Consider the following 23,022-nt stretch of genomic DNA (forward strand, 5'->3'; position numbering starts at 1 on the left):
GGAGAGCCGTAATGACCCAGCCTGCTGAAAAGCTGAAAGACATGGAGCGTGACGAGGCGGCCCGTCGCAGGCAGGAAAAGCTGGAAGCCTTGCGCAGTGACATCCAGGCAGGGCGCGATAGTGGCTCCGTCGGTCACATTCCGCTTGACGAGATGCTGGCCAAGGCAAGAAGGCGGCTTAATGGCGAGTTATGAGTTTAGTGCCCTCGCAGAGGAGGATGCACTGGACATCTGGTGTCATATTGCGGCTGACCGTCCTCTTGCTGCCGACCGGATGCTGTCCCGTATCCATCAGGCGGCAACCCGTTGTGCCGCCTTTCCTGGATTGGGGCGCAGGCGGCTGGAACTAAGCGATGACGCCCGTGTCTTGCCTGTCGATTCCTATCTACTGATTTATCACGCTGTCCCTACCGGGATCATCATCGACCGTATTCTCCACGCCGCGCGCGATATCGACACGGAGTTTTCTGAATGACCACCGAAGCCATCATCGAACTGCGCGGCGTCAATAAGTGGTACGGCGCTTTCCATGTGCTGCGTGACGTCAACCTGTCGGTTGCCAAGGGGGAGCGGATTGTGATCTGCGGGCCGTCCGGGTCCGGCAAATCCACCACCATCCGCTGCATCAACCGGCTGGAAGAACATCAGGCCGGCGACATTATCGTGAAGGGCGTGCCGCTGGATGATGACGTGCGCCATGTGGAGAGCATCCGCCGCGATGTCGGCATGGTGTTTCAGCAGTTTAACCTGTTCCCGCACCTGACGGTGCTGGAGAACTGCATCCTGGCCCCCATGTGGGTAAAAAAGCAGCCGCGCGCCGAGGCGGAGGCGAAGGCCCGCCTGCTGCTGGAGCGGGTGCGCATTCCAGAACAGGCGCTGAAATATCCGGGCCAGTTGTCGGGCGGACAGCAGCAGCGTGTGGCCATTGCCCGCGCGCTGTGCATGGACCCGTCCATCATGCTGTTCGATGAGCCGACCAGCGCCCTCGACCCGGAAATGGTCAAGGAAGTGCTGGATGTGATGAGCGATCTGGCCGCCTCCGGCATGACCATGCTGGTTGTCACCCACGAAATGGGTTTTGCCCGCCGCATGGCCGACCGTGTGGTCTTCATGGACAAGGGCGAGATCGTGGAAGTGGCCCCGCCGGACCAGTTTTTCGACGCCCCGCAGAATGACCGCACCCGCGCCTTCCTGGGTCAGGTCTTGAGCCACTAACCCTGTTTGCCGATCCGCGCGGACGCCCTTTGGTCAGGTCATGGTTTCTATGGTCGGCGCCGGCGACCGGCGCCGAGCGATTGCCGTGAGGGGCTCCAGCTCAAACCGAAAGCCGGGCGCCGCCATGTCGAGCACAATCAAGTGCGGCGCCATCTTGGCAAACAAGCCCAGTAAGGCCGCGGCGCGCCGCTTCTTCCAGGCATGATCCACCGGCTGCCCTTGTGCGTTCAAGATCAGGCCGGGGCTTTCCGCCCGCGCCCACGCCACAGGCAATAGCCACAGGGTCACCCCGTCCGGAATGGTTGCCGGCGCCAGCCCGCCCCAGGCCAGCAACACCCTTTCCCCCTCTGCTGCCAAGCGACCAGCCGCGTGCAGGCGCGCCGCCTGCTGTTCGGCCTGCAGGGGTTGTGCGCGGAATAGAATGCTGTGCGGATATTGGGGAGGCGGCATCAGGACCGGTGGAGGGCTGGACAGCGAGGGGCGCTTGCGTCACCACTATGACAACAAGGTGCCACCGACACAAAATCGGCGCCGCAGGGAGGGTATCATGGTCGCCAACCTGACCGCGCAGGTCGAGGCGCTGCGGCGTCTGCCTCTTTTCAAGGATGTTGAGACGGCGCAATTAAAATTACTGGCCTTCACCAGCGAAACGGCCTGCTTCAAGGATGGCGAGGCGCTGTTCCGCCAGGATGAACCGTCCGACGCCGCCTATGTGATCCTGGAGGGCCGAGTCGATATGATCATCGACACCCCGACCGGACTGATCGACCTGGGTACGTTCGCCGGCAGTGGTATCATCGGGGAAGTGTCCATCCTGTGTGACCGACCGCGCATGGCCACGGCCTTTGCGGTGGGGGATGTCGCGACCTTGCGCATTGGCCGGGATGCATTCTTCCGGTTGATCGAGGAATTTCCCCGGATCGCGCTGCCCATGCTGCGCGATGTGGCCCGACGTCTGGAGTTCATGACGGTCGAGCTGAGCCGCGCCCGCGCCTAAACAACCCGGTCCACACTGCCTATCCCGACCGGATGACTTCCGCTGCCTGGGCCGGCTTTGGCATAAAGCAGCTACCATTGTTGCAAGGGAGGGGGACCCCCATGGCCCGTCACGCCCACAAGATGCTGCTGCCTCTGGTGCTGCCGCTGTTTCTGGCGGCCTGTTCGACCAACCCGGTCACCGGCGACCGTCAGATGACGGCCCTGATGCCACCGGAACAGGAAGCGGCCATTGGCGCCCAGCAGCATCCGGCGATGCTGAAAGAATTTGGCGGGCGGTATGAAAATGTGAACCTGCAGGCCTATGTCGACCGGTTGGGCCAGCAGCTTGCCGCCAAGACGGAAATCCCTGGTACACGATACACCTTCACGGTTCTGGACAGTCCCATTGTCAACGCCTTCGCCTTGCCGGGGGGCTATGTCTATGTCAGCCGGGGCCTGATGGCGTTGGCCAACAGCGAGGCGGAACTAGCCGGTGTGGTGGGGCATGAAATCGGCCATGTCACCGCCCGGCATGCCGCTGATCGTTACGGGCGTGGCGTATTGGCGCAGGGTGGGGCGGTGCTTGCCGGCATTCTTCTGGGCCAGGGGGCAGGACAATTGGCGCAGCAGGGTGCGCAGGCGGCGTTGGCCAGCTTCTCCCGCGGGCAGGAACTGCAAGCTGACAATCTGGGCATCCGCTACATGACGGCGGCCGGATATGACCCACGGGAGATGGCAGGCTTCCTGGCTTCCATGGGGCGGCACGCGCAGTTGGAAGCGCTGCTGGCCGGGCAGCCCGGCAAAGCGGACCAGTTCAGCTATCTCCAGACCCATCCGCCGACGGGCGACCGGGCCGAACGGGCGGCGGCAGCAGCATCCATGACACCGGGTGCGCCCTATCTGATCCGGCAGGACGAGTATATGCAGGCCATCAACGGCATGATCTATGGCGACAGCCCGGACCATGGGTTTGTGCGGGGCCGGGTCTTTGCCCATACCGGGCTGGGCATCCGCTTCGAGGTGCCGGACGGGTTCCGTCTGTTGAACAGCAACGAAGCGGTTCTCGGTCTCGGGCCGTCCGGGTCGCAGATCGTGTTTAGTGACGCTCAAGCGCAGGGCGCCTTCAGTGCGGCGGACTATATCGGCAATGTCTGGGCCAAGGGTACAGCCTTGGCCGATCTGCGCAGCCTGAGCATCGATGGCATACCGGCGGCTACGGCCGTGACCCGTCTGGCAGGCCCCCAGGGTCCCGTCCATGCGCGGCTGGTTGCCATTGCCGGCAATGCCGGTCGTTATTATCGCTTCCTGCTGACGGCGCCACTGGAACAGGCAGGGCGGCTGGATGCCGTCTTCCTGTCATCGACACAGCAGGGGTTCCGCCGCTTGACCGCTGCGGAGAGAGCCGGGCTGAAGCCCTATCGCATCAAAGTGGTGCAGGTGAAGCCAGGACAGACGGTGTCAGACTTCGTTGCTGCCTTCCCGCTGAAGGATTACGCGGAGGAACGGTTCCGCGTTCTGAACAACATCCCGCCCGGCACGGAGCCGCGCCCCGGCATCTGGGTGAAGACCATTATCGAGGGGTAGCGGGGGGCCGGTTCTTGCCGGCCACCCCCGCTGTCCTGTAGGGTCGCCGTCCATGAAGACCCTTCTCACACTGCCCGCTTGCGAACAAACCACGGCCAGCAAAGGCCGCTGGCGTTTGCCCATCATGCTTGTCCTGACCCTGGGTTTTGGTGGCCTGATGCTGGTGGCGGTGGCCAGCGTTTTCTGGCTGGGTGTTCAGACCTCGGGTCGGAATACCTACAACCTGCTGGCGGACAAGGCCGAACTGGCCATGAACATGGTGGAGGCGCGGGTACGGGCACAACTGGACCCAGCGCGCAACCAGGTCGATTACCTGACCAACCTGCTGGCCATGGGTGAGGTATCCATTGAAGATGTCGACCGGATCGAGACGTTGACGCGCGGGGCGCTGGCGTCAACGCCACAGGTCGCGGGTGTCGGCATTATCAGGGCCGAGGATGGCCGCCTGCTGGGAGCAGCCCGTATCGGCAGTTCGGAATCAGCCCTCTCCATGGATAAGCCGGCCGATACCGGGAAAATCCTGGACGATGTGTTGCGCACCGGGTCGCCGCACTGGCTCGATCCCATCTGGGCGGACGAGATCGATACGACCGTGATGCCGGTGCAGGGCCCCTTGCGTAAGGATGGGAAGTTTCTGGGCGCTGTTGCCTCGGTCGTGGGTTTCAACGGCCTGTCACGCTTTCTGCGGGATGCTGGCAAGGGTGATGGCGCCGATATTTCTGCCTTTATCCTGTTTGATGACCATTACGTCCTGGCCCATCCCGCCCTGGCTGAACGCAAGTTCGATTTTTCCAAGGTCACGGGCCGCCCCCCGTTGCCGACCCTGGCGGAGGTGGGGGACCCGGTTGCGGCGGCCATCTGGTCGGTCGTCGGGCCGGATGGGGTTGGCACAAAACTGGCCAAATGGAACGAGGGCAAAAAGGTCGATACCCGCGTCCATGAACGGCGCAGTGATGTGCAGTTTCGCCAGGCAGAGGTCGGGGGGGTCTCCTACTTCTATCTGCTGCGCTCCATCTCCGATTATGGCGAACATCCGTTCACCCTGGTCGCGGTGATGCGCGAGGAGGATATGGACCGCGAGATCGAGCGGTTCCAGCATCTGCTGGTGGTGGGGTTCTGCATTCTGGTCGTATCGGTCCTGGTTGCTATGGCGTTGGGCAAGATGATCAGTAGCCGTATCCGGCTGTTGTCGGGTGCTGCCGTCGCCCTGCGGGACCTGGATTTCCAGAATGTGCCACGTCTGCCCGACAGCCGGTTCCGGGAAGTGGCCGATGCCGCCGCCGCATTCAATGCCATGGTCAGCGGCTTGCGTTGGTTTGAAACCTATGTGCCGAAATCCCTTGTGCTGCGGCTGATCCGCCGCGACGGGGTTCAGGCTGAAATCCCGTCAGAGGAGCGGGAGGTGACGGTGCTGTTCACCGACATCAAAGGCTTCTCCGCCATGGCTGAGAAAATGTCGCCGCAGGATACAGCGGACTGGCTGAACCGGCACTTTACCCGTATCGCTGCCTGTATTGAGGCCGAAGGCGGGACGGTGGACAAGTTTATCGGCGATGCGGTGATGGCGTTCTGGGGCGCTCCTGATGACCAACCTGACCATGCTGCCCGCGCCCTGCGCGCCGCCCATGCCATCGCCCAGGTGGTGGCGGAAGAGGCGGAGGAGGCCCGTGGCCGGGGCCTTCCACCGGTCTGCCTCCGGGTCGGGGTGCATTCCGGTCCGGTCATTGTTGGCAATATCGGCGCTGCCACCCGTATCAATTACACCATCGTCGGTGACACCGTGAACACCGCCGCCCGACTGGAGGCCTTGGGCGGAGAGATGATGGGTGACGAGTGTTATGTGGTGCTGGTCAGTGATGACACGGTCCGGTCTGCCGGGACGTGCACCGTGGATATGCCATTGACGCCGATTGGTGCCTTTTCCCTGCGCGGCCGGGTGTCGCTGGTCGATGTCTGGCGGTTGGAGATACCGCCGCTGGTGTGAGGCGGCGCCGCGTCCATCCCGATCAGATCACAGGATAGGGCCGGCATGGACGCGCGGCCCCGGCCATTCCATGCCATGAAAGCATGTGGAACTGCCGGCAACGTCAGGGAACGCAGGCACCTGCTGCCGCACACTCGACATCGTGTCCCATAACGTCCACTCTGCCCGCCGGATTTGCCGTATGGACCAGGGGCTGACGATGTTGCGCCGCCTTCTGACTTTGCTGATCTGCCTGTTCTGTGTCTTGCCGGCAGCGGCGGGGACGGTCCTGCGCGTGGGCAACGGACCAGACAGTGAAAGCCTTGACCCGCATCGGGCGGTAGGGGCCGGCGACAGCCGTATCCTGACCGCCCTGTTCGAGGGGTTGCTGACCCCCGATGCCGCAGGCCGCATGGTGCCAGGGGCGGCCGAGCGGTGGAGTGTCAGCGATGATGGCCTGACCTATACCTTCACCCTGCGCGCCGATGGGCGCTGGTCGGATGGCACGCCAGTGACAGCGGCGGATTTTGTATGGTCCTGGCGCCGGGCAGTAGACCCGGCCACCCGGCCGCTATTTGCCGATTTTCTCTATCCTGTCCTGAATGCCGAAGAAATCGCAGCGGGCAAGCTGCCGCCGGATCGGCTCGGTGTAACGGCCCTTGATGACCATGTTTTCCAGGTCCGCCTGAAGGCGCCAAAGCCCAACTTTACCGATTATCTTTATCACCGCGCGACATACCCTGTTCACCGGCCCAGCCTGGAAAAGCACGGCGTTGGCTTTGCCCGCGCTGGCAATCTGGTGTCCAACGGCGCCTACATGCTGATCGAACAGGTGCCGCAGTCCCATGTGACGGTGGCCCGCAATCCGCATTTCCATAGTGCCGCCAGCGTTGCCTATGAGACCGTGCGGTTTTATACGACGGAGGATAGTCAGGCAGAACTGCGCCGGTTCCGGGCCGGCGAACTGGACATCACGGAAACCGTGCCTTCCGGTCAGATCGAGTGGGTACGGGAGAACCTGCCCGATGACCTGCATCTGGCGCCCCGCGCCGGGATCAACTTCATCGCGCCCAACATGCGCAACGAACCCTGGAAATCCAACAGGGCATTGCGGCTGGCCTTGTCGCTGGCCATCGACCGGGAGGGGATCGCCCGGCGTGTCCTGCGTGATGGGGAACCAGCCTTTACCTTTGTGCCGCTGGGCCTGCCCGACTATGTTCCGGCGATCCCGCCGCAAGCAGGCTGGAGCCAGGAAGCACGTGATGCCCTGGCCCGCACCTTGTTCAAAGAGGCTGGGTATGGCCCGGAGCGACCCCTGACTGTCAACCTGCTCTATGCCACGCGGGAGGCAAATAAGCAGATCGCTGTGGCCATCGCGGCGCGGTGGCAGTCAGTCCTGGGGGTGCGGACGGTTCTGGAAAATCAGGAATCCAAAGTTGTGTTGAGCCGTATGCGCGACGGTTCCTACCCGGACCTGCTGTTGCGTGAATGGTTCTGGGTTTTTCCTGAGAAATATCTGGAAATCATGCGTAGTCGAGAACAGCGCAATGGCAACGGCTACCAGAACCCCGCCTTTGATGCCGCGATGGAGACGGCGGACAGGGCCGTCAGCCGCGATGATTTCGCCCAGGCGCTGCAACGGGCCGAGGATATTGTGCTGGCTGATGCGGCGCTCATGCCGGTCACCTTCGCCACCAGCCGCCATCTTGTATCGCCGCGGGTGGGCGGTTGGGTCGACAATTTGCGCGACAGCCACCCGGTACGTCATCTTGCACCGCAATAATCTTGGTTGCATGAAATTCTGGTCGCACACCACTTAAGCCATTGAGGTTTTGTTTGAATTCCGCCAGCCTTCCCTGGAGAGAACCGACGGTTGGAGGGTGTGCGCATGGGCGCGGATAGCTGGCGGTTATGGCCGGCAAGGGCCTTGCGGAAGGTGACGGACCTGTTCCTTCCCGCACCCATGCGCCAGCGTGGATTTGATGAAAAGGCCCTGCTGCGTGGCCGCGCCTTCATCCGTGTCACGCTGCTGATCCTGGCCGGTATTCTGGTCCTTTACAGTGTCTGGGCCATTAAATACGGCCCGTTAGCGCCGGGCAGTCTGGCCTGGGCCGCATATGGGGTCCTGGTGGGCGGTAACCTGGTTCTGGTGCGCCTGTTCGGCTGTTTCCACCAGACCACCGTTGCCAACAATCTAGCCGGCCTCAGTCTGGTTGCCTTTCTGCTGCATCAGACGGATGGGATTGCTTCCCCCCTGTTGCCGTTGTTTCTCATAACACTTTCGACCACGGGGAATTTCGGGGGCAACCGGTCTATTCTTTATTTCTCTGCCGGCTTCCTTGCGGTGATCTGCGGCACCTATGGTTGGCAGATTTACGCCGGCACGGCCCCGCATGACATCCATAGCCGATTCGCCATTTTGCTGACAGCGCTGCTGATGCTGGTGCTGGCGAACCTGTCCGCGCAATCGGCGCGCACCAGGACGCGACGCATGCTTGCCGAGGCCCATGATGCGGCGATCGAGGGCCGCCGGCGTGCCGAAGAGGCACAGGCCGCCGCAGAGAAAGCACTGGTCGAACTCCAGCAAGCGCAGGCCCAGATGGTCTTGCAGGAGAAAATGGCCAGTCTGGGCTCCATGGTTGCGGGGGTCGCGCATGAGGTGAACACACCGGTTGGCCTGGCGGTGACGGGGGCCTCTCAATTGCGTGCCGAAACCGCCACCATCATGGCCTTGGCAGAACAAGGAAAAATGCGGCGTTCGTCCTTTGATGAATATCTGAAGGTGGTCGACGAACTGGCGAACCTGATCGAGAAAAATGCGACCCGGGCCGCAGATTTGATCGAGTCCTTCAAGGAAGTGGCTGTGGATCAGTCTTCGGATGCGCGCCGCCCCTTTGACCTTCGATCTTATGTGAACGAAGTGCTGGTCAGTCTGGCACCGCGCATCCGCCATGCCGGACATATGACGGAAATCTTCATCCCCGATGGGATCAGGATTGACGGATATCCTGGGGCAATGGCGCAGGTGGTGACCAATCTTGTGATCAATTCCGTGGTCCATGCCTACCCGGATGGGAAACGCGGCGGCAGGTTGCGGCTGGTTGCCAGCCGGCTGGACGACGAGATCATCGAACTCACCTACAGCGACGATGGACGCGGTATCCCGCGAGAACTGTGGTCCCGTATTTTTGAACCCTTCTTCACCACCCGTCGTGGGCTGGGCGGGTCCGGCCTGGGGCTGCATCTTCTGTACAATATTGTCACGGTGCGGATGGGCGGCACCGTGCGGGTCGGGGCCGCACCCCAGGGCGGGGCTATGTTCACCCTGACCTTTCCCTGTATCAGCCCCGGACGGCTGCCCGAACCCAGGGATAGCCGACTGTCCACCGATCATGTTGCAGTGCAATAATGCGGTTGTGGCAGGGCTGTCGCGGACCCGTCGCTTGCGCCGGCAGGTGCCTTACGCCTAATCTTGCCCGGTGATGGCGACAAGCTGGGGCCGGATCCGGACCCCGCACGTGTGAGGAGAGGAACCATGGTCGAAGTGGTAATTGCCGGTGCAGCCCGCACCCCGATCGGCGCCTTTAATGGCGCGCTCGGGTCGGTGCCCGCACACAAGCTGGGCGAAGTGGCCATCCGTGCCGCCCTGGAACGCGCCAAGACCGACGCGGCGGAAGTGAACGAGGTCGTGCTGGGCCATGTGCTGACGGCTGGCCTGGGCCAGAACCCGGTCCGTCAGGCCGCCATTGCCGCTGGCATCCCGGCAGGTCGTACGGCCTATGCCATCAACCAGATCTGCGGTTCCGGCCTGCGCGCGGTGGCGCTGGGTTATCAGTCGCTGTTGCTGGGCGACACCGACATCGTGGTGGCCGGCGGTCAGGAAAGCATGAGCCTGTCGCCCCACGCCCTGTATATGCGTGGCGGCACCAAGATGGGCGATACGTCCATGGTCGATACCATGATCAAGGACGGCCTCTGGGACGCCTTCAACAATTACCATATGGGTCAGACGGCAGAGAATGTCGCCGCCAAGTACGGCATCACGCGCGAGGAGCAGGACGCTTTCGCTGCCGCCTCCCAGAACAAGGCCGAGGCCGCCCAGAAGGAAGGCCGGTTCAAGGATGAAATCGCTGCCGTGACGGTGGCGGGCCGCAAGGGTGACGTGATCGTCGATACTGACGAATATCCCAAGCATGGCACCACCATCGACACGCTGGCCAAGCTGCGTCCCGCTTTCTCCAAGACCGGCAGCGTGACCGCCGGTAATGCGTCGGGCATTAATGACGGGGCCGCCGCCCTGGTGCTGATGCGCGCCGACAATGCTGCCAAGCGTGGTGTCGCCCCGCTGGCCCGCATCGCGTCATGGGCGACCGCCGGCGTCGATCCCACCATCATGGGCACCGGCCCCATCCCGGCCAGCCGTGAGGCGCTGCGCAAGGCTGGCTGGTCCATCGACCAGTTGGACCTGATCGAAGCGAACGAGGCTTTCGCGGCACAGGCCATTGCTGTCAACCGCGACCTGGGCTTCGACACGGCCAAGGTCAATGTCAATGGCGGCGCCATCGCCCTGGGCCATCCGATCGGCGCGTCGGGTGCCCGCGTGCTGGTGACGCTGCTGCATGAGATGGTCCGACGGGATGCCAAGAAGGGTCTGGCGACCCTCTGCATCGGCGGCGGCATGGGCGTGGCACTGTGCGTCGAACGCGACTGAGATGAGGTTCAAGCGGGGGTGCCAAAAGCACCCCCGTTGGCTTTCAGGGTTCGGACCTCTGAGGCACATCAAGGCGGCAACCCGCCGCTGGTATTAAAGTTCAGTGATTTACAGCAGGCCTGAAGGCCACAACAACGGGGGAAACAAATGGCACGAGTGGCATTGGTGACGGGTGGTACGCGCGGCATTGGTGAGGCGATTTCCGTCGCGCTGAAGGATGCCGGCTACATCGTCGCCGCGAATTACGCCGGCAATGACGCGGCCGCCGCCGAATTCACCGAACGCACCGGCATCAAGGCCTATAAGTTCGACGTGTCGGACTTTGAGGCCGTGAAGGCATCTGTCGCACAAATCGAGGCTGATCTTGGCCCCGTCGATGTGCTGGTCAATAATGCCGGTATCACCCGTGACGGCACCATGCACCGCATGAGCTTTGAGCAGTGGAACGCCGTCATTCAGACCAATCTGACAAGCTGCTTCAACACCTGCCGCGCCGTGATCGACGGCATGCGTGAACGCAACTTTGGTCGTATCGTCAATATCGGTTCGATCAATGGGCAGGCTGGTCAGTATGGTCAGGTGAACTATGCCGCCGCCAAGTCGGGCATCCATGGCTTCACCAAGGCCCTGGCGCAGGAAGGGGCCGCCAAGGGCATTACGGTCAACGCCATCGCGCCCGGCTATATCGACACTGACATGGTCCGCGCCGTGCCCGCCGACGTTCTGAAGAAGATCGTCGCCAAGGTGCCGGTGGGTCGCCTGGGCCAGGCCTCGGAAATCGCCCGTGGCGTGCTGTTCCTGGTGGCGGACGAAGGCGGGTTCATCACTGGCTCGACCCTGTCCATCAATGGCGGCCAGCATATGTATTAAGGCGTGTGCGGGCGGGCGCTGGCAACGGCGTCCGCCCCTGTCTTTGGCTCTATCGTTACGCCCCGGCCTTTCCCAGCGATTCCATGCGCTTGACCAGCCGGTCGCGGCGCTTTGTGGGCATGTTCTCGACCATACCGATCAGCGTGTCGGCATTGGGCCCCAGGCCGGCAAAGCCCAGGACATTGCGTTTGAAGCTGCGCACCCCGTGCGACAGGAAATAGAGCCGGTAGATCAAGGCCGGCATGCCCATGGTGACAATGCTGCGTGTGCTGCACCCCGCCAAACGGCGGGCGCTGGCAAAGCCCTTTTCCGGGTCGGTCAGCAGAAAGGATGGCCGCGCCACCTGTTCCAGAAAGGCCTTCATCAGGGCCGGGACGTCACCCAGCCACAGCGGAAACAGAAAGACCAGATGGTCGGCCGTCAGCATGGCGCTCTGGGCTGCCTGGATATCGGGTGGCACCGGCCCTTCCTCCCATTCCTTCTTGGAACGGATCAGGGGAAAGTTCAGGCTGTTGAGGCGCAGCATCTCCACACTATGCCCACCGGAGAGGGCACCATCGAGGTATGTATCGGCCAGCAGGTCCAGCAGATGGCCGTTACCGGCATCAGGATGGCCCTGGATCAGGGTGATGGTTGCCATGTCGCACATGCCTTCTCGCCCGTTCTGAACCGCAGGATAGGATCATGTCGCCAGCGGAGACCTTGACGTTCGTCAATTCAGAGACAGAAATTTAACCATGGTCGATCATCCTCCCACCCATCCCCGTGTCGGTGTCGGTTGTCTGGTCTGGAAAGACGGGCAGGTGCTGTTGATCCGCCGGGGCAAACCGCCCGGATATGGCGAATGGTCGTTGCCTGGCGGGTCGCAGGAACTGGGGGAGACCTTGTTCGAGGCGGCAGAGCGGGAGGTCCGGGAGGAGACGGGCATCATCGCCCGCGCCCGGTCCATATTGACCGCCGTAGACAATATCGTGCGTGATGCCGACGGCACCCTGCGTTTCCATTACACCATCGTGGATGTCACGGCGGACTGGGTGTCCGGCGATCCGGTGCCCGGCGACGATGCCCTGGACGCCCGTTGGGCTCCGTTGTCGGAGTGCGAGCAACTGGTCGGGTGGGAGCCGTTAAAACAAGTATTACGCACAGCCTTCCGCGACAGGCCCTAGACCGCGCCTTCCGGGTGGAACAGGTAACCGGTACCCCGGATGGTGCGGATATAGCCGGGATGATTGGGGTTGATCTCGATCTTTTTGCGCAGGCGTGTGATCCGGACATCAATGGCGCGATCAAATGGTTCAGCCTTGCGGGTATGGGCCAGCATCAGCAGCTCATCCCGGCTCAATACCTGATGCGGCCGCTGCACCATCACCGACAGAAGATCGAATTCCATCGCGGTCAGCTCGACCTGCCGGCCATCCGGTTCATGCAGCAGAACCCGGTCATCCCGCTTCAGCAGCCAGGGGCCAAAACGGATATGCAGCTCGTCCGGAGCCGGAGATGATGGCGGCAGGGGGCGGGGGGCAGCCCGGCGCAGCACAGCCCGCACCCGCGACAGCAATTCGCCCAGATCGAACGGCTTGCACAGATAATCGTCGGCCCCCAGGTCGAGGCCGGCGCTGCGGTCACGCGGGGTGCTGGCGCCGGTGATGATGATGGTGGGGAGAATGTCGCCTTCGCCCTGCCGCATCCATTCCAGGATACGATAACCATGATCATCCGGCAGGCCGATATCCAGGATCACCAGATCAGGCCGGGCGTCGGTGAGCAGGGTGCGGAAACTGGCGCCATCCGGGGCCGTCTGGATGATGAACCCCTGTCCGCCCAGGAAATCCGACAGCATCTCCCGCAGGTCACGATCATCCTCGACAATGGCAATTGTCTGCGTTCCCATGCCTGTTCCGGTTAGCAGATTGGTTAATGAACCTGCTCTATGACAGTCCCCCACCGCCGTCAAGGTGGACACAGCCCCCTTGAAAACGAAAGCGGCCCGCCGGCAGCGGCGGGCCGTGATGTGTCCGGGAAGGGCCTGCCGGATCAGAGGCCGGCGGGAGGCAGGGTGAGGCAATTCTGCCCCGATTTTGACAGGTGCGCGCAGGCACGGCGGGCAGTCTTCTCATCCAGCCCCGTAAGACGCGCGCGGTAGAGCGTGCCTTTAGCCGTCGAAACTTCCATCAGGTGCGGCGTGGCGCTGTCCAACAAGGTGCCCGCCTTTTGTGTCGCCTGATTGACGGCGCGCTGGCTTTGCGCCTTGTCATTGAAGGCGCCGACCTGAATGGCCCATTTGCCACCGGCCCGCGACGCCGGCACACTGGCCACGGCGGGGGCGGCATTGGCGGTGCCGATGATGCTGTCCGACACGGCGGCAACCATGGTTTCCGGCGCCGTCTGCTTGGCCCGCGGCTTAGTCTTGGCGGGCTTCGACTGGTTACTGGCCACCAGCATCGGCGCCTCGCGCCGGCCGTTGAAGGCGTCGTCCAACAGATCGGCCATGTGGTTGTCCCGCCAGGTACCCGTTTGACCGCCAAAGACGATCCCGATCAGGCGGCGCCCATCCCGCACAGCGGAGGAGGCGAGGTTGAAACCAGAGGCACGGATATACCCGGTCTTCATCCCGTCCATGCCCTCATACCGGGCCATCAGGCGGTTATGGCTGCGATGAACCACACCTTTGTAGGTGAAGGAGGAAATGGCAAAATAGTGGTAATACTTGGCGTGATCATAAATCAGGCTTTGCGACAGACGCGCAAAATCGCGGGCGGTCGATAATTGACCGGCATTCGGCAAGCCGGATGCATTGCGGAAGGTGGTGCGGCTCATGCCCAACTGGCGGGCACGGTCGGTCATCATGCGGGCGAAATTCTGCTCCGTCCCGCCCAGCGCCTCTGCTAGGACCACGGCGCAGTCATTGGCCGACTTGGTCACCAGTGCCTGGATACATTGTTCAGTGGTGATGCTGTCGCCGGGCCGCAAACCCAGCTTGCTGGGTTCCATGTTGGAGGCATGGCGCGACACGGGCAATGTCTGGTTCAGGCGGATCTTGCCGGCATTCAGTGCATCAAAAACCAGATGCAGGGTCATCATCTTGGTCATGCTGGCCGGGAAATTGCGCGTGTCGGCGCTGGCCTCATGCAGGACTTCCCCGGTCTTGGCATCAATGACGATGGAAGCATATTTGGCAAAGGCAGTTGCCGGCGTGGCGACAGCGACCAGGACAGCCATGGCGACGGCCGTCACCAGCATACGCGATTGGGCCGTCGAACGCCGCCAGATCGTCGTGAATGCCATGCCCGAACCCCCTTCAAGATCACCCGATGTCCTGCTATCGGGACAAGCTAAAGGCGATGATTATCAATGTCTAGCAGGAAGTCGTTAAGAAAATGCCTTTAGTGATGGCGAATTATCGCCGTATTTCAAGCACCTGTCCCATAGACATACCCGAATAGGGTTGGTCAGGCCCCGGCACTGGGCCGAGACGCAATTTCTGCCATCCACCGGCTGAGATGGGGCAGATGATCGCCCAGGGCGACACCGCACAGGCGGGGGAAAAAGGCCAGGGTTGTGAAGGCCGTGATATCGGCGATGGTAAAGCGGTCACCGGCGACAAACCGCGTCATCCCCAGGTCGCGGTCCAGCAGGGCCAGACGCTGTTCCGCCTGCGGCTTCTGCACCGCGGCATAGGCAGGGACCTGTTGTTCCAGGGCTGCCATCTTGGGATGGGTGTGACGGAACACGGCGGCAAATGGCAACAGCAGCTCAAATTCGATGCGCCGCTGCCACATCTCGATCACCGCGCGTTCCCTGGCATCACTGCCCATCAGATTGGGGGCGGGGTAAAGCTCCTCAAGATAGCGGCAGATGGCCACACTTTCGCAGATCACCGTACCATCCTCCAAGGCCAGGGCCGGTACCCGGCCGCTGGGTACACGGGCGCGGTAGTCCGGCAACAGATGTTCGCCCTTGCCGATGGTCACCATCTGCCGCGGGATCTCCACCCCCTTTTCCGCCAGGAACATCCGCACCCGGCGCGGGGTAGGGGCGATGGCGTCATCATATAACAACATGGGTGAACCTTCCTTTGGTTGATCCCGGTGATCGGCACAGATCACCGGCTTGTGTCGCCAGCACCGCCATCCGGCCTCAGGCGCCCCAATCCCCCGCCCCGGCCCCGTAATCATCAATGGCGGTCAGCATGGCCGCCACCATCTCCCGCTCGGCCGGCGTCAGTTCGGGGCGCCAGACATCGAACAGCAGAACCACACGGGTCTGGTCGCTGTCATTCCAGGCTTCATGCTCGATCGTATCATCGAAGACCCAGGCCTGCCCCTCCCGCCATTCGCGCCTGTCATTGCCCACCCGGAACCGGCATTGGCCAGGCACAATCAGGGGCAGGTGACAGATCAGGCGGGTATTCACAAAGCCGGTATGGGCCGGGATATGGGTGCCCGGTTTCAGCAACGAGAACAGGACCGACGGTGCCCGGCCCCGGATACCGGTCAGGGGAATGCCGGCCAGTGCGGCGACCGTGGTGGGGCAGCGGGCGATATTCTCCTCCTGCGCCGCCCCGTTTTTCCACAGGTAAAAGGCGCTCCAGTTCCGGTTGCCGCGCAGGCCCGACCGGTCGACCTGCGCCCGGTTGGGGCTTTCCTCCAGGTAGGGTTGAAAGGCGTCCGGGCCTTGCATCACGGCCAGCAGTTCCTGGCGGATGGCGTCGGTCTGTGCTTCCAACCGTTCCAGCCAGGGGAAGGCGGCGCGGTCATAGAACTGTATCTGCGGTAGCTCCGGAAACAGATAGGCCTGCGGTTGCTGGTAATAGACTTGGCGGCGGCCGAACAGGATATCCAGGGAACGACCGAACCGGCCCGCGCCCATTTCCGCCCCGAACCCGGCCTGTTCCAGGCTGGACAGCAGATGGGCTTCAAAACGTTTGGCGTAATCCTGTGTGGCTGCCTGCACCCGCCGCAGGTCCGCCACCAGATCGGGCGGCAGTTGTGCCGCTGGCGGGGCCGCGCGCAGGGCATTGTTATAGAAGGAGGTGGCGGCCTTATGGTCCCCCTGGCCGCCGAAATGGTCCCCCTTCAGGATCAGGGCGCGCAGATTGCGCGGGTCGAGCGCCAGCACCTTGTCCAACGCCGCCAGCATGCCCGCCGCGTCGCCCACGCCGCGGCAGCCATAGGCCAGACCCAGCCAAATGCCCAGGTCGTTCGCCCCCATGGCCACCGCCTGCCCGAACCCCGCCTTGGCCCCGGCAAAATCCCCCCGCTTCAACGCCTCGGCACCAGCGCGGGCATGTTGGGTCGGGTCGGTGGGGCGGGTGAACATGATGGCAATCCTGGCTGCGGGATGCGGCCATTGGACGGATTGGTTCAGCCGGCGTCAACCCTGTTCGGGGCCGGGCATTTCGGAGCCCGGATCCCGGCGGCTCCGAACGGCTGGCAGAGATGAAACATCATGCACCAGAAATCGCAGGGGTGTTTCATGGACAGCGGGGTGACCGCTGAACCCGGGCCGTTAAGTGAAACACGGCGCAACAGAAAACACCCCTGATCTCGGAGCGCGCGGCTGCGAAAGGCGGCGTGCGGACGCGGAGGGGATGGCCAACATATTAGCATAGGGTGGGGGGAAAGTCAGCAGTTAGCTGGTGGGTTTGCGCGCCTTTGTGGATGTTCTGGCGCGTCTGGCAATCACCTGACAGCGGACGATGCCGGCGGCCTGATCAATGAGGCGTTGGACAATGCCGCCTTCCTCTGGCAACCGCCCGCCACCCTGGCCAAGACCATTGCCTACGACCCCGCCTCCCCCATCAACGCCCTGACCAAGGTGGAAGGGGTCCCCCAGACCCACGACGCGCGCGGCAACCGCACAGGGGCGGCGGGCCGCACCTGGCGCTATGACAGCCGCAATATGCTGGTCGGTGCCAACGCCCCCGGCATGGCGGCGACCTATGGCTACTACCCGGAGGGTGGGCGCGCCTGGAAACAGGTGAACGGCGTCACGACGCTGTATCTGGAACTGGACGGCATCGAGTGGGGAACCTACGAGCCCAACGGCACGCTCAAGGAACGCACTATCCGCGCCTCGGGCACGGGCGGTGCGGTGGTGGCCATCCACAGCCCCACCGGCGGCCTGATCCGCCTGCTGCCCAACCGGCAAGGCAGCGTCATCGGCTGGCTGCGCCCCGACGGCAAGCTGGGCGGGGCGTATACCTTTGATGCCTATGGAAACAGCCCGCAGGCCGGGGCGGCGGGACCTGCTTTCCGCTATGCCGGGATGCGGCTTGATGCGGAAACGGGTCTGTACCACACGCCCAACCGCGCGTACGATCCGGTTGATGGGAGGTGGATGCAGCTTGATCCCATTGGCATCAAGGATGGGCTCAACCGGTACGCCTATGTGTAGAACTCGCCGGTGATGGGGGTAGACCCGACGGGGTTGGCCTGTTACTGCGGTACACCACGGGACGACAAACTTGCCGAGGCGGGGCGACAGGTTGGCGTTGGTGTCGCGCAATCTGAGACCAAGGTCGATGATGCAATCCTGATTGGTGCCTTTGCTGCTATTGCAGCTCCGGTGGCGATCGAGGTCGGCGCAGCAGCTCTGGCAAATCCTGTTGCGACTACTCGGGCATTGGCTGAGCTTGCTGAAGGAGTCGCCCCTGGCGCGGGCTCCGGTACGCTTGCTGCGGCGGGGGCAGTTGGCACGGCAACGGTTGGAAAGCTGGCAGGCGCTGCGGATGATATAACTCAAGCTGCTGAAAGTGTCACTGTACGCTTCGGCGCCGTGGAGAACCAAACTTCTCATGCATTTCGACATATTGAGAAGGCTGGTTTCGACCGGCAGACGGTGCAGGAAGCAATCAACCAGCAGCTATCGAAGACAGGTGCGTCATTACCCGATGGTCCTTACAAAGGCAGCGTCCATTTAGATGGAACAAAGCTTGATTACAGAGCCTTCAAACTTCCGGATGGGACAATCAATGTCGGTCGAATCACCCCACCACGACCATGACGGGCTGAGACGTCTACGCAGCTCTGAAATTGCACTCCTGAAGGAGTTGCTCTCAAAATGCTCAAGCCTTCATCTAATTGATGGTGGTCTAGATGATATATTGGTGAGAGATATGAATGATGGAGGAATGGGAAGTATTCTATTTTCAGGGGACGAAAATAGAATAATAGGAGGGAGTATTGTAGATGCTGATTATTTTGATTCGGATGGCGTATTAGTAAATATATCCGTTAATGTTGACAACTCTGGAAAAATATATGAGGTTGATTTCTGGAAAGTAGATTTTTCACCATTATTGGTATACCCTTGTCCAGATTCCATCAAAATACACCCAACCCCTGTTCAATGTAGCACCATAAGCGGCTAACACGCTGCTGTCCCGCACCGACTGGGTCTATGACGATGTCGGGCGGCTGTCGATCCTGTCCTATGCCGATGGCGCGTCTGAGAGCTATGGCTATGACGTGTCCGACAACCGCACGGGCTTTACGCAGCGTGACGGCACCGTCAGCACCACAACCTATGACGCGCTGAACCGCCCGACCAGCATCACCCGCCCCGGTCTGCCGGTCACCGCCTATGGCCTGGACATTCTGGGCCGGGTGGTGGCGGAGCGGGCGGGCAGCGTCACCGTGCGCACCCATGTCTATGACACAGCCGGTCGCAAGCAATCGGCCAGCATCACCCTGCCGCGTCCCACCACGGGCGTGACCGGCGTCGCCCCGACCGTGGCGATGAGTTTCACGGGAGCCTGCCCCGGACTTGATCCGGGGGCGCCGATGGCAACCGCACCGGGGCCACCTGGTCGGGTGGCACGGTGGGCTGGCGCTATGACGGGTTGAACCGGGTGACGGGGGTGGATCTGGGCATCGACGCCGTGACGCGCCACAGCTACGACCTGCTGGGCCGCCGCACGGCCACCACGCGCGGGGCCGCCAGCAGCGCCTATGGCTATGACATTGCCGGGCAGTCGAAGAGCCTGAACCACGCTTGGTCCGGCGGGCCGCTGGCCGCCAGCTACGCCTATGACGATGCCGGCGGCCTGATCAATGAGGCGTTGGACAATGCCGCCTTCCTCTGGCAACCGCCCGCCACCCTGGCCAAGACCATTGCCTACGACCGCGCCTCGCCCATCAACGCCCTGACCAAGGTGGACGGGGTCACCCAGACCCACGACGCGCGCGGCAATCGCACCGGGGCGGCGGGCCGCACCTGGCGCTATGACACCCGCAACATGCTGGTCGGCGCCAACGCACCGGGCACGGCGGCCACCTATGGTTACTACCCGGAGGGTGGGCGCGCCTGGAAACAGGTGAACGGCGTCACGACGCTTTATCTGGAACTGGACGGGATCGAGTGGGGCACGTATGAGCCCAACGGTACGCTCAAGGAACGCACCATCCGCGCCAGCGGCGCTGGCGGTGCCGTCGTAGCCATCCACAGCCCCACCGCCGGCCTGATCCGCCTGCTGCCCAACCGGCAGGGCAGCGTCATCGGCTGGTTGCGCCCCGATGGCAAGCTGGGCGGGGCCAATACCTACGACGCCTATGGCAACTCCCGCCAGGCGGGGGTGGCGGGACCGGCTTTCCGGTATGCCGGGATGCGGTTTGATGTGGAAACGGGTCTGTACCACACGCCCAACCGCGCGTACGATCCCCAGGACGGGAGGTGGATGCAGCTCGATCCGATTGGGATCAAGGATGGGCTCAACCGGTATGCCCATGTGAAGAACTCGCCCGTTATGGGCGTGGACGCGACGGGGTTGGCCGATCTCAATCTGTTAAGCCCCCAAGATCCCTTGTTCCTCGCGGGCGAGAATTCAAATGCCAAAGGGTATTACGTGATTGCAGGCCATGGATATGAGGGTGGTGTCGCTGATAATAGAAATCTTCCAAACAAAGTCTGGATTCAAGAGGCTGTTAAACTAGCGCAGCTAATGAATGAAAATAATTACAAGAAAGGCACACCCGTAATATTATTGTCGTGCCTTTCTGGTCGGGAGGAGTTTGCCAAAAATCTGGCCATTGCTCTGCAAGTCAGTGTCATTTCCCCGCAAGGATACGGTGTATTGCCGTCTTCAGTAGACGACAATCCAAATGATAATGCATTGCCCTACAAAGGTGGTAACAAGATTAATTTTCATTCCAATAGCAACGAGCCTGCGACTGGCAGTAGTGAGCCAATTCTGAAGTTTGGGTCAGATGGAAACATTAATTCCAATGATCCACAGATTAAAAATGTAACTTTTGATCCAAAGACAGGTAACGTCAAATTTGACCACTTCAAAACAGGAAGCAGACTTCCGAGAAAGGAGAAGGTATGTACAAGAGAAGGTGGGTGCCAATAATAGCATTGTTTATAATAATGACTTCTTTCTCAGTTGTTTCTTTATCGAACAGCAATCAAGAACAGCGGGTAATTTATACGACCCCAGCAGCCAGTATTGCGTTGTCACAAGAAATGGCTGCTGGGTTGGCGGAAAAGGCTGCATTGGGCGACGGAGACGCAGCTCTGGCACTAGCAGAGGATGCCCTTGTAACAATGAAAAGTGCAGATATCCGTCTACACTGGATGCAGATAGCGGCTGAGAATGGAAATATAAGTGCAATGGGAGCATTGTCTGGATTGTATTTTAGGAGAGGTGGTAGGTTCCATTGCTTGAGGTCATTATATTGGTTGGAGGTTTATTATTCTAAAATAACACCAGAAGAAAGAGTAAAATATCACGTAGATTCTGAAATTATTCGAAGAAAAAATGATTTAAAAAACAATATAAAATGCAAAGGTGATTCAAGTAAATAAATTGTACAGATACGGTAATCCCCTGACAGTGGCCTCCTCTGGTGTGGTTTTCAGGCGGCTGTTTTGAGTTTGGGGTTGGGTGTTTCCTTTGGTTGTTTGGGGATGCCTGAACTGACACCCCGAAAGAACGCACCATCCGCGCCTCGGGCAATGGCGGTGCCGTCGTGGCCATCCACAGCCCCACCGCCGGGCTGATCCGCCTGCTGCCCAACCGCCAGGGCAGCGTCATCGGCTGGCTGCGCCCCGATGGCAAGCTGGGCGGGGCCTATACCTATGACGCCTATGGCAACTCCCCCCAGGCCGGGGCGGCGGGACCGGCTTTCCGCTATGCCGGGATGCGGTTCGATGTGGAAACGGGTCTGTACCACACGCCCAATCGGGCTTACGATCCGGTTGATGGGAGGTGGATGCAGCTTGATCCGATTGGGATCAAGGATGGGCTCAACCGGTACGCCTATGTGAAGAACTCGCCGGTGATGGGGGTCGATCCGACGGGGCTTGAGGCATATATAGTCGCTCGGCCCCTAGGGTTTACCGACTACGCGCGTCACATGTTCGTGGTTGTAGCTCCAGAAGTCGGGGCTGAACCAATTGCTCGTTTCTCTTTTGGACCTGGGAAAGGCTCAGGTATGCTTGTAGACCTCACGGGAACCAGAAATGAAACTGATATCGCTGACGCCACGGCGTGGCGAGCACTAAATGATCCCCTTGATGCAGCTAAAAATGGTATTACTATTTGTCGGATCAATGCTTCCGATGAGGCAACAATTGAGGCAGGGTTATCTGTTAGCAAGGCTTTGGGGAGCCCTGACAGGCCCGGAAACATACCCTATTCCTATCTTCCTGAACTTACCCCTGGCGCGGCGAATAGCAATTCAGAAGCAGTAAAAGTTGCTTCAGATTCTATTGGAAATGATAAGTCAACGAAATCGCTTCCAGGAAAGCCGCCTTTGGTGTTGCCGCCGGGCGCGCCGACGCCTGGAGCTGAGCAAGCTTATCGTGTTCCATCCAAGGAGAAAATTATGTGTACCGGGAGCAAAATAGCACGTGAATCATGTTAAGTATGCTTGACAGGGGGGTGAGTTGAAAAATAGACTGAAAATTATCTTAATATTATGTCTCACAGGTATTTCAGCATTTTCATTTAAACTGTATAACGATACCATTATATATCAGTATTTTTTTCACGACTCGGGCAACTCTGAGGGAGAGGAATTTGGATTATATAGAACAATGAATAGAGAAACGGTGAGTCGGAGACTAGAAAATATTGGATTCAAGAGAGAAGATGTCAGAATGGGTGGATATGTTCTAATATATTATCCCGATAAGATTCCGGATAGAAGATTTTTTGACGAAACATATCTAATAGAAAATTATATTTATCATTTTTTGATTATCTCGTGTTCTCTTTCCGTCATATTCCAAAATGACGAGCTTCTAGAAGTTAGCTGGGCTTTCGGACTTCTGGCGCCATGACAATGCCTGTACAGATACGGTAATCCCCTGACAGTGGCTTCCTCTGGTGTGGTTTTCAGGCGGCTGTTTTGAGTTTCGGGTTGGGTGTTTCCTTTGGTTGTTTGGGGATGCCTGAACTGACACCCCTAAAGAACGCACCATCCGCGCCTCGGGCAATGGCGGTGCCGTCGTGGCCATCCACAGCCCCAGCGGCGGCCTGATCCGCCTGCTGCCCAACCGGCAAGGCAGTGTCATCGGCTGGCTGCGCCCCGACGGCAAGCTGGGCGGGGCCTATACCTACGATGCCTATGGCAACAGCGCGCAGGCCGGGGCGGCAGGGCCGTCTTTCCGCTATGCCGGGATGCGGTTCGATGCGGAAACGGGCCTGTACCACACGTCCAACCGCGCGTACGATCCGGTTGATGGGAGGTGGATGC

The 23,022-nt window shown here is 61.0% G+C and carries 25 protein-coding genes; 19 read left to right on the forward strand and 6 right to left on the reverse strand.

Annotated features, from left to right (window positions below; translation table 11 throughout):
• Positions 1-11 precede the first annotated feature (11 nt).
• Genes CHU95_RS04810 through CHU95_RS04820 form a run of 3 tightly spaced genes read left to right on the forward strand, consistent with a single transcriptional unit; the run spans position 12 to position 1,214 of the window.
• Positions 12-194: a hypothetical protein gene (locus CHU95_RS04810; RefSeq protein ID WP_094454234.1), complete on the forward strand. Its 183-nt coding sequence runs from the start codon at positions 12-14 to the stop codon at positions 192-194.
• The gene (locus tag CHU95_RS04815; RefSeq protein WP_094454236.1) at positions 181-474 is read left to right on the forward strand and encodes a type II toxin-antitoxin system RelE/ParE family toxin; all 294 of its coding nucleotides are present in this window, start codon (positions 181-183) and stop codon (positions 472-474) included. Before CHU95_RS04810 ends, CHU95_RS04815 begins: the two co-directional genes overlap by 14 nt.
• On the forward strand, positions 471-1,214 hold the full coding sequence (locus CHU95_RS04820; RefSeq protein WP_094454238.1) for an amino acid ABC transporter ATP-binding protein: 744 nt from the start codon (positions 471-473) through the stop codon (positions 1,212-1,214). The genes CHU95_RS04815 and CHU95_RS04820 overlap by 4 nt, the downstream gene beginning before the upstream one ends.
• Before the next feature lie 33 nt (positions 1,215-1,247).
• Here CHU95_RS04820 and CHU95_RS04825 read toward each other — a convergent pair whose 3' ends face one another.
• On the reverse strand, positions 1,248-1,664 hold the full coding sequence (locus tag CHU95_RS04825) for a hypothetical protein (protein WP_165772012.1): 417 nt from the start codon (positions 1,662-1,664) through the stop codon (positions 1,248-1,250).
• A gap of 97 nt (positions 1,665-1,761) precedes the next feature.
• Between CHU95_RS04825 and CHU95_RS22325 the strand changes: the two genes are divergently transcribed.
• The 7 genes from CHU95_RS22325 to phbB all read left to right on the forward strand — a co-directional run bounded on the left by CHU95_RS22325 (position 1,762) and on the right by phbB (position 11,320).
• On the forward strand, positions 1,762-2,211 hold the full coding sequence (locus tag CHU95_RS22325) for a cyclic nucleotide-binding domain-containing protein (RefSeq protein WP_165772013.1): 450 nt from the start codon (positions 1,762-1,764) through the stop codon (positions 2,209-2,211).
• 101 nt (positions 2,212-2,312) lie between these two features.
• Positions 2,313-3,776, forward strand: a complete 1,464-nt coding sequence (locus CHU95_RS04835) for a M48 family metalloprotease (protein ID WP_165772014.1) — start codon at positions 2,313-2,315, stop codon at positions 3,774-3,776.
• A 52-nt stretch (positions 3,777-3,828) separates the two neighbouring features.
• Positions 3,829-5,760: an adenylate/guanylate cyclase domain-containing protein gene (locus CHU95_RS04840; RefSeq protein WP_094454246.1), complete on the forward strand. Its 1,932-nt coding sequence runs from the start codon at positions 3,829-3,831 to the stop codon at positions 5,758-5,760.
• 199 nt (positions 5,761-5,959) lie between these two features.
• Positions 5,960-7,522: a peptide ABC transporter substrate-binding protein gene (locus CHU95_RS04845; protein WP_165772015.1), complete on the forward strand. Its 1,563-nt coding sequence runs from the start codon at positions 5,960-5,962 to the stop codon at positions 7,520-7,522.
• A 105-nt stretch (positions 7,523-7,627) separates the two neighbouring features.
• Positions 7,628-9,148: a sensor histidine kinase gene (locus CHU95_RS04850; RefSeq protein ID WP_094454250.1), complete on the forward strand. Its 1,521-nt coding sequence runs from the start codon at positions 7,628-7,630 to the stop codon at positions 9,146-9,148.
• 126 nt (positions 9,149-9,274) lie between these two features.
• Complete coding sequence (locus CHU95_RS04855) at positions 9,275-10,450, forward strand: acetyl-CoA C-acetyltransferase (protein WP_094454252.1); 1,176 nt, start codon at positions 9,275-9,277, stop codon at positions 10,448-10,450.
• A gap of 147 nt (positions 10,451-10,597) precedes the next feature.
• Positions 10,598-11,320 (forward strand): acetoacetyl-CoA reductase, encoded by a 723-nt coding sequence (gene phbB / locus CHU95_RS04860; protein WP_094454254.1) that lies wholly within the window; start codon positions 10,598-10,600, stop codon positions 11,318-11,320.
• A 55-nt stretch (positions 11,321-11,375) separates the two neighbouring features.
• Here phbB and CHU95_RS04865 read toward each other — a convergent pair whose 3' ends face one another.
• Positions 11,376-11,960: an NAD(P)H-dependent oxidoreductase gene (locus CHU95_RS04865; protein ID WP_094454256.1), complete on the reverse strand. Its 585-nt coding sequence runs from the start codon at positions 11,958-11,960 to the stop codon at positions 11,376-11,378.
• Between the two features lie 97 nt (positions 11,961-12,057).
• On the opposite strand from CHU95_RS04865, the gene CHU95_RS04870 reads away from it, so the two are divergent.
• Complete coding sequence (locus CHU95_RS04870) at positions 12,058-12,486, forward strand: NUDIX hydrolase (RefSeq protein ID WP_094454258.1); 429 nt, start codon at positions 12,058-12,060, stop codon at positions 12,484-12,486.
• On the opposite strand, the gene CHU95_RS04875 is transcribed toward CHU95_RS04870, so the two are convergent.
• The 4 genes from CHU95_RS04875 to CHU95_RS04890 form a co-directional block, all read right to left on the reverse strand.
• Complete coding sequence (locus CHU95_RS04875; protein WP_094454260.1) at positions 12,483-13,211, reverse strand: response regulator; 729 nt, start codon at positions 13,209-13,211, stop codon at positions 12,483-12,485. The genes CHU95_RS04870 and CHU95_RS04875 overlap by 4 nt on opposite strands.
• Before the next feature lie 143 nt (positions 13,212-13,354).
• Positions 13,355-14,605: a D-alanyl-D-alanine carboxypeptidase gene (locus CHU95_RS04880; protein WP_094454262.1), complete on the reverse strand. Its 1,251-nt coding sequence runs from the start codon at positions 14,603-14,605 to the stop codon at positions 13,355-13,357.
• A gap of 164 nt (positions 14,606-14,769) precedes the next feature.
• Positions 14,770-15,381, reverse strand: a complete 612-nt coding sequence (locus CHU95_RS04885; protein WP_094454264.1) for a glutathione S-transferase family protein — start codon at positions 15,379-15,381, stop codon at positions 14,770-14,772.
• 76 nt (positions 15,382-15,457) lie between these two features.
• Positions 15,458-16,639, reverse strand: coding sequence for an aspartyl/asparaginyl beta-hydroxylase domain-containing protein (locus CHU95_RS04890; RefSeq protein ID WP_094454266.1), 1,182 nt, complete (start codon positions 16,637-16,639; stop codon positions 15,458-15,460).
• Positions 16,640-17,044: 405 nt separating this feature from the next.
• Between CHU95_RS04890 and CHU95_RS04895 the strand changes: the two genes are divergently transcribed.
• From CHU95_RS04895 to CHU95_RS04925, 8 genes are all read left to right on the forward strand, one after another.
• Positions 17,045-17,716: an RHS repeat-associated core domain-containing protein gene (locus tag CHU95_RS04895; RefSeq protein WP_101749362.1), complete on the forward strand. Its 672-nt coding sequence runs from the start codon at positions 17,045-17,047 to the stop codon at positions 17,714-17,716.
• Positions 17,717-17,728: 12 nt separating this feature from the next.
• A complete protein-coding gene (locus CHU95_RS22030; RefSeq protein WP_165772016.1) occupies positions 17,729-18,325 on the forward strand; it encodes a hypothetical protein in 597 nt (198 codons plus the stop codon).
• Positions 18,294-18,692, forward strand: coding sequence for a DUF6984 family protein (locus tag CHU95_RS22680; protein WP_207762377.1), 399 nt, complete (start codon positions 18,294-18,296; stop codon positions 18,690-18,692). Before CHU95_RS22030 ends, CHU95_RS22680 begins: the two co-directional genes overlap by 32 nt.
• A 97-nt stretch (positions 18,693-18,789) precedes the next feature.
• A complete protein-coding gene (locus CHU95_RS04910; RefSeq protein WP_165772017.1) occupies positions 18,790-19,167 on the forward strand; it encodes a hypothetical protein in 378 nt (125 codons plus the stop codon).
• A 14-nt stretch (positions 19,168-19,181) separates the two neighbouring features.
• Entirely contained in the window at positions 19,182-20,672 is a 1,491-nt protein-coding gene (locus tag CHU95_RS04915; RefSeq protein WP_133065431.1) for an RHS repeat-associated core domain-containing protein, read from the forward strand.
• Positions 20,673-20,689: 17 nt separating this feature from the next.
• Complete coding sequence (locus tag CHU95_RS22035) at positions 20,690-21,127, forward strand: hypothetical protein (protein ID WP_133065432.1); 438 nt, start codon at positions 20,690-20,692, stop codon at positions 21,125-21,127.
• 164 nt (positions 21,128-21,291) lie between these two features.
• Positions 21,292-22,188, forward strand: coding sequence for an RHS repeat-associated core domain-containing protein (locus tag CHU95_RS04920; protein ID WP_165772018.1), 897 nt, complete (start codon positions 21,292-21,294; stop codon positions 22,186-22,188).
• A 587-nt stretch (positions 22,189-22,775) separates the two neighbouring features.
• Positions 22,776-23,022: RHS repeat-associated core domain-containing protein (locus CHU95_RS04925; RefSeq protein WP_207762378.1), on the forward strand; the 247-nt coding region annotated here is incomplete at its 3' end.

The sequence above is a fragment of the Niveispirillum lacus genome (assembly GCF_002251795.1).
GTDB classification, from domain to species: Bacteria; Pseudomonadota; Alphaproteobacteria; order Azospirillales; family Azospirillaceae; genus Niveispirillum; species Niveispirillum lacus.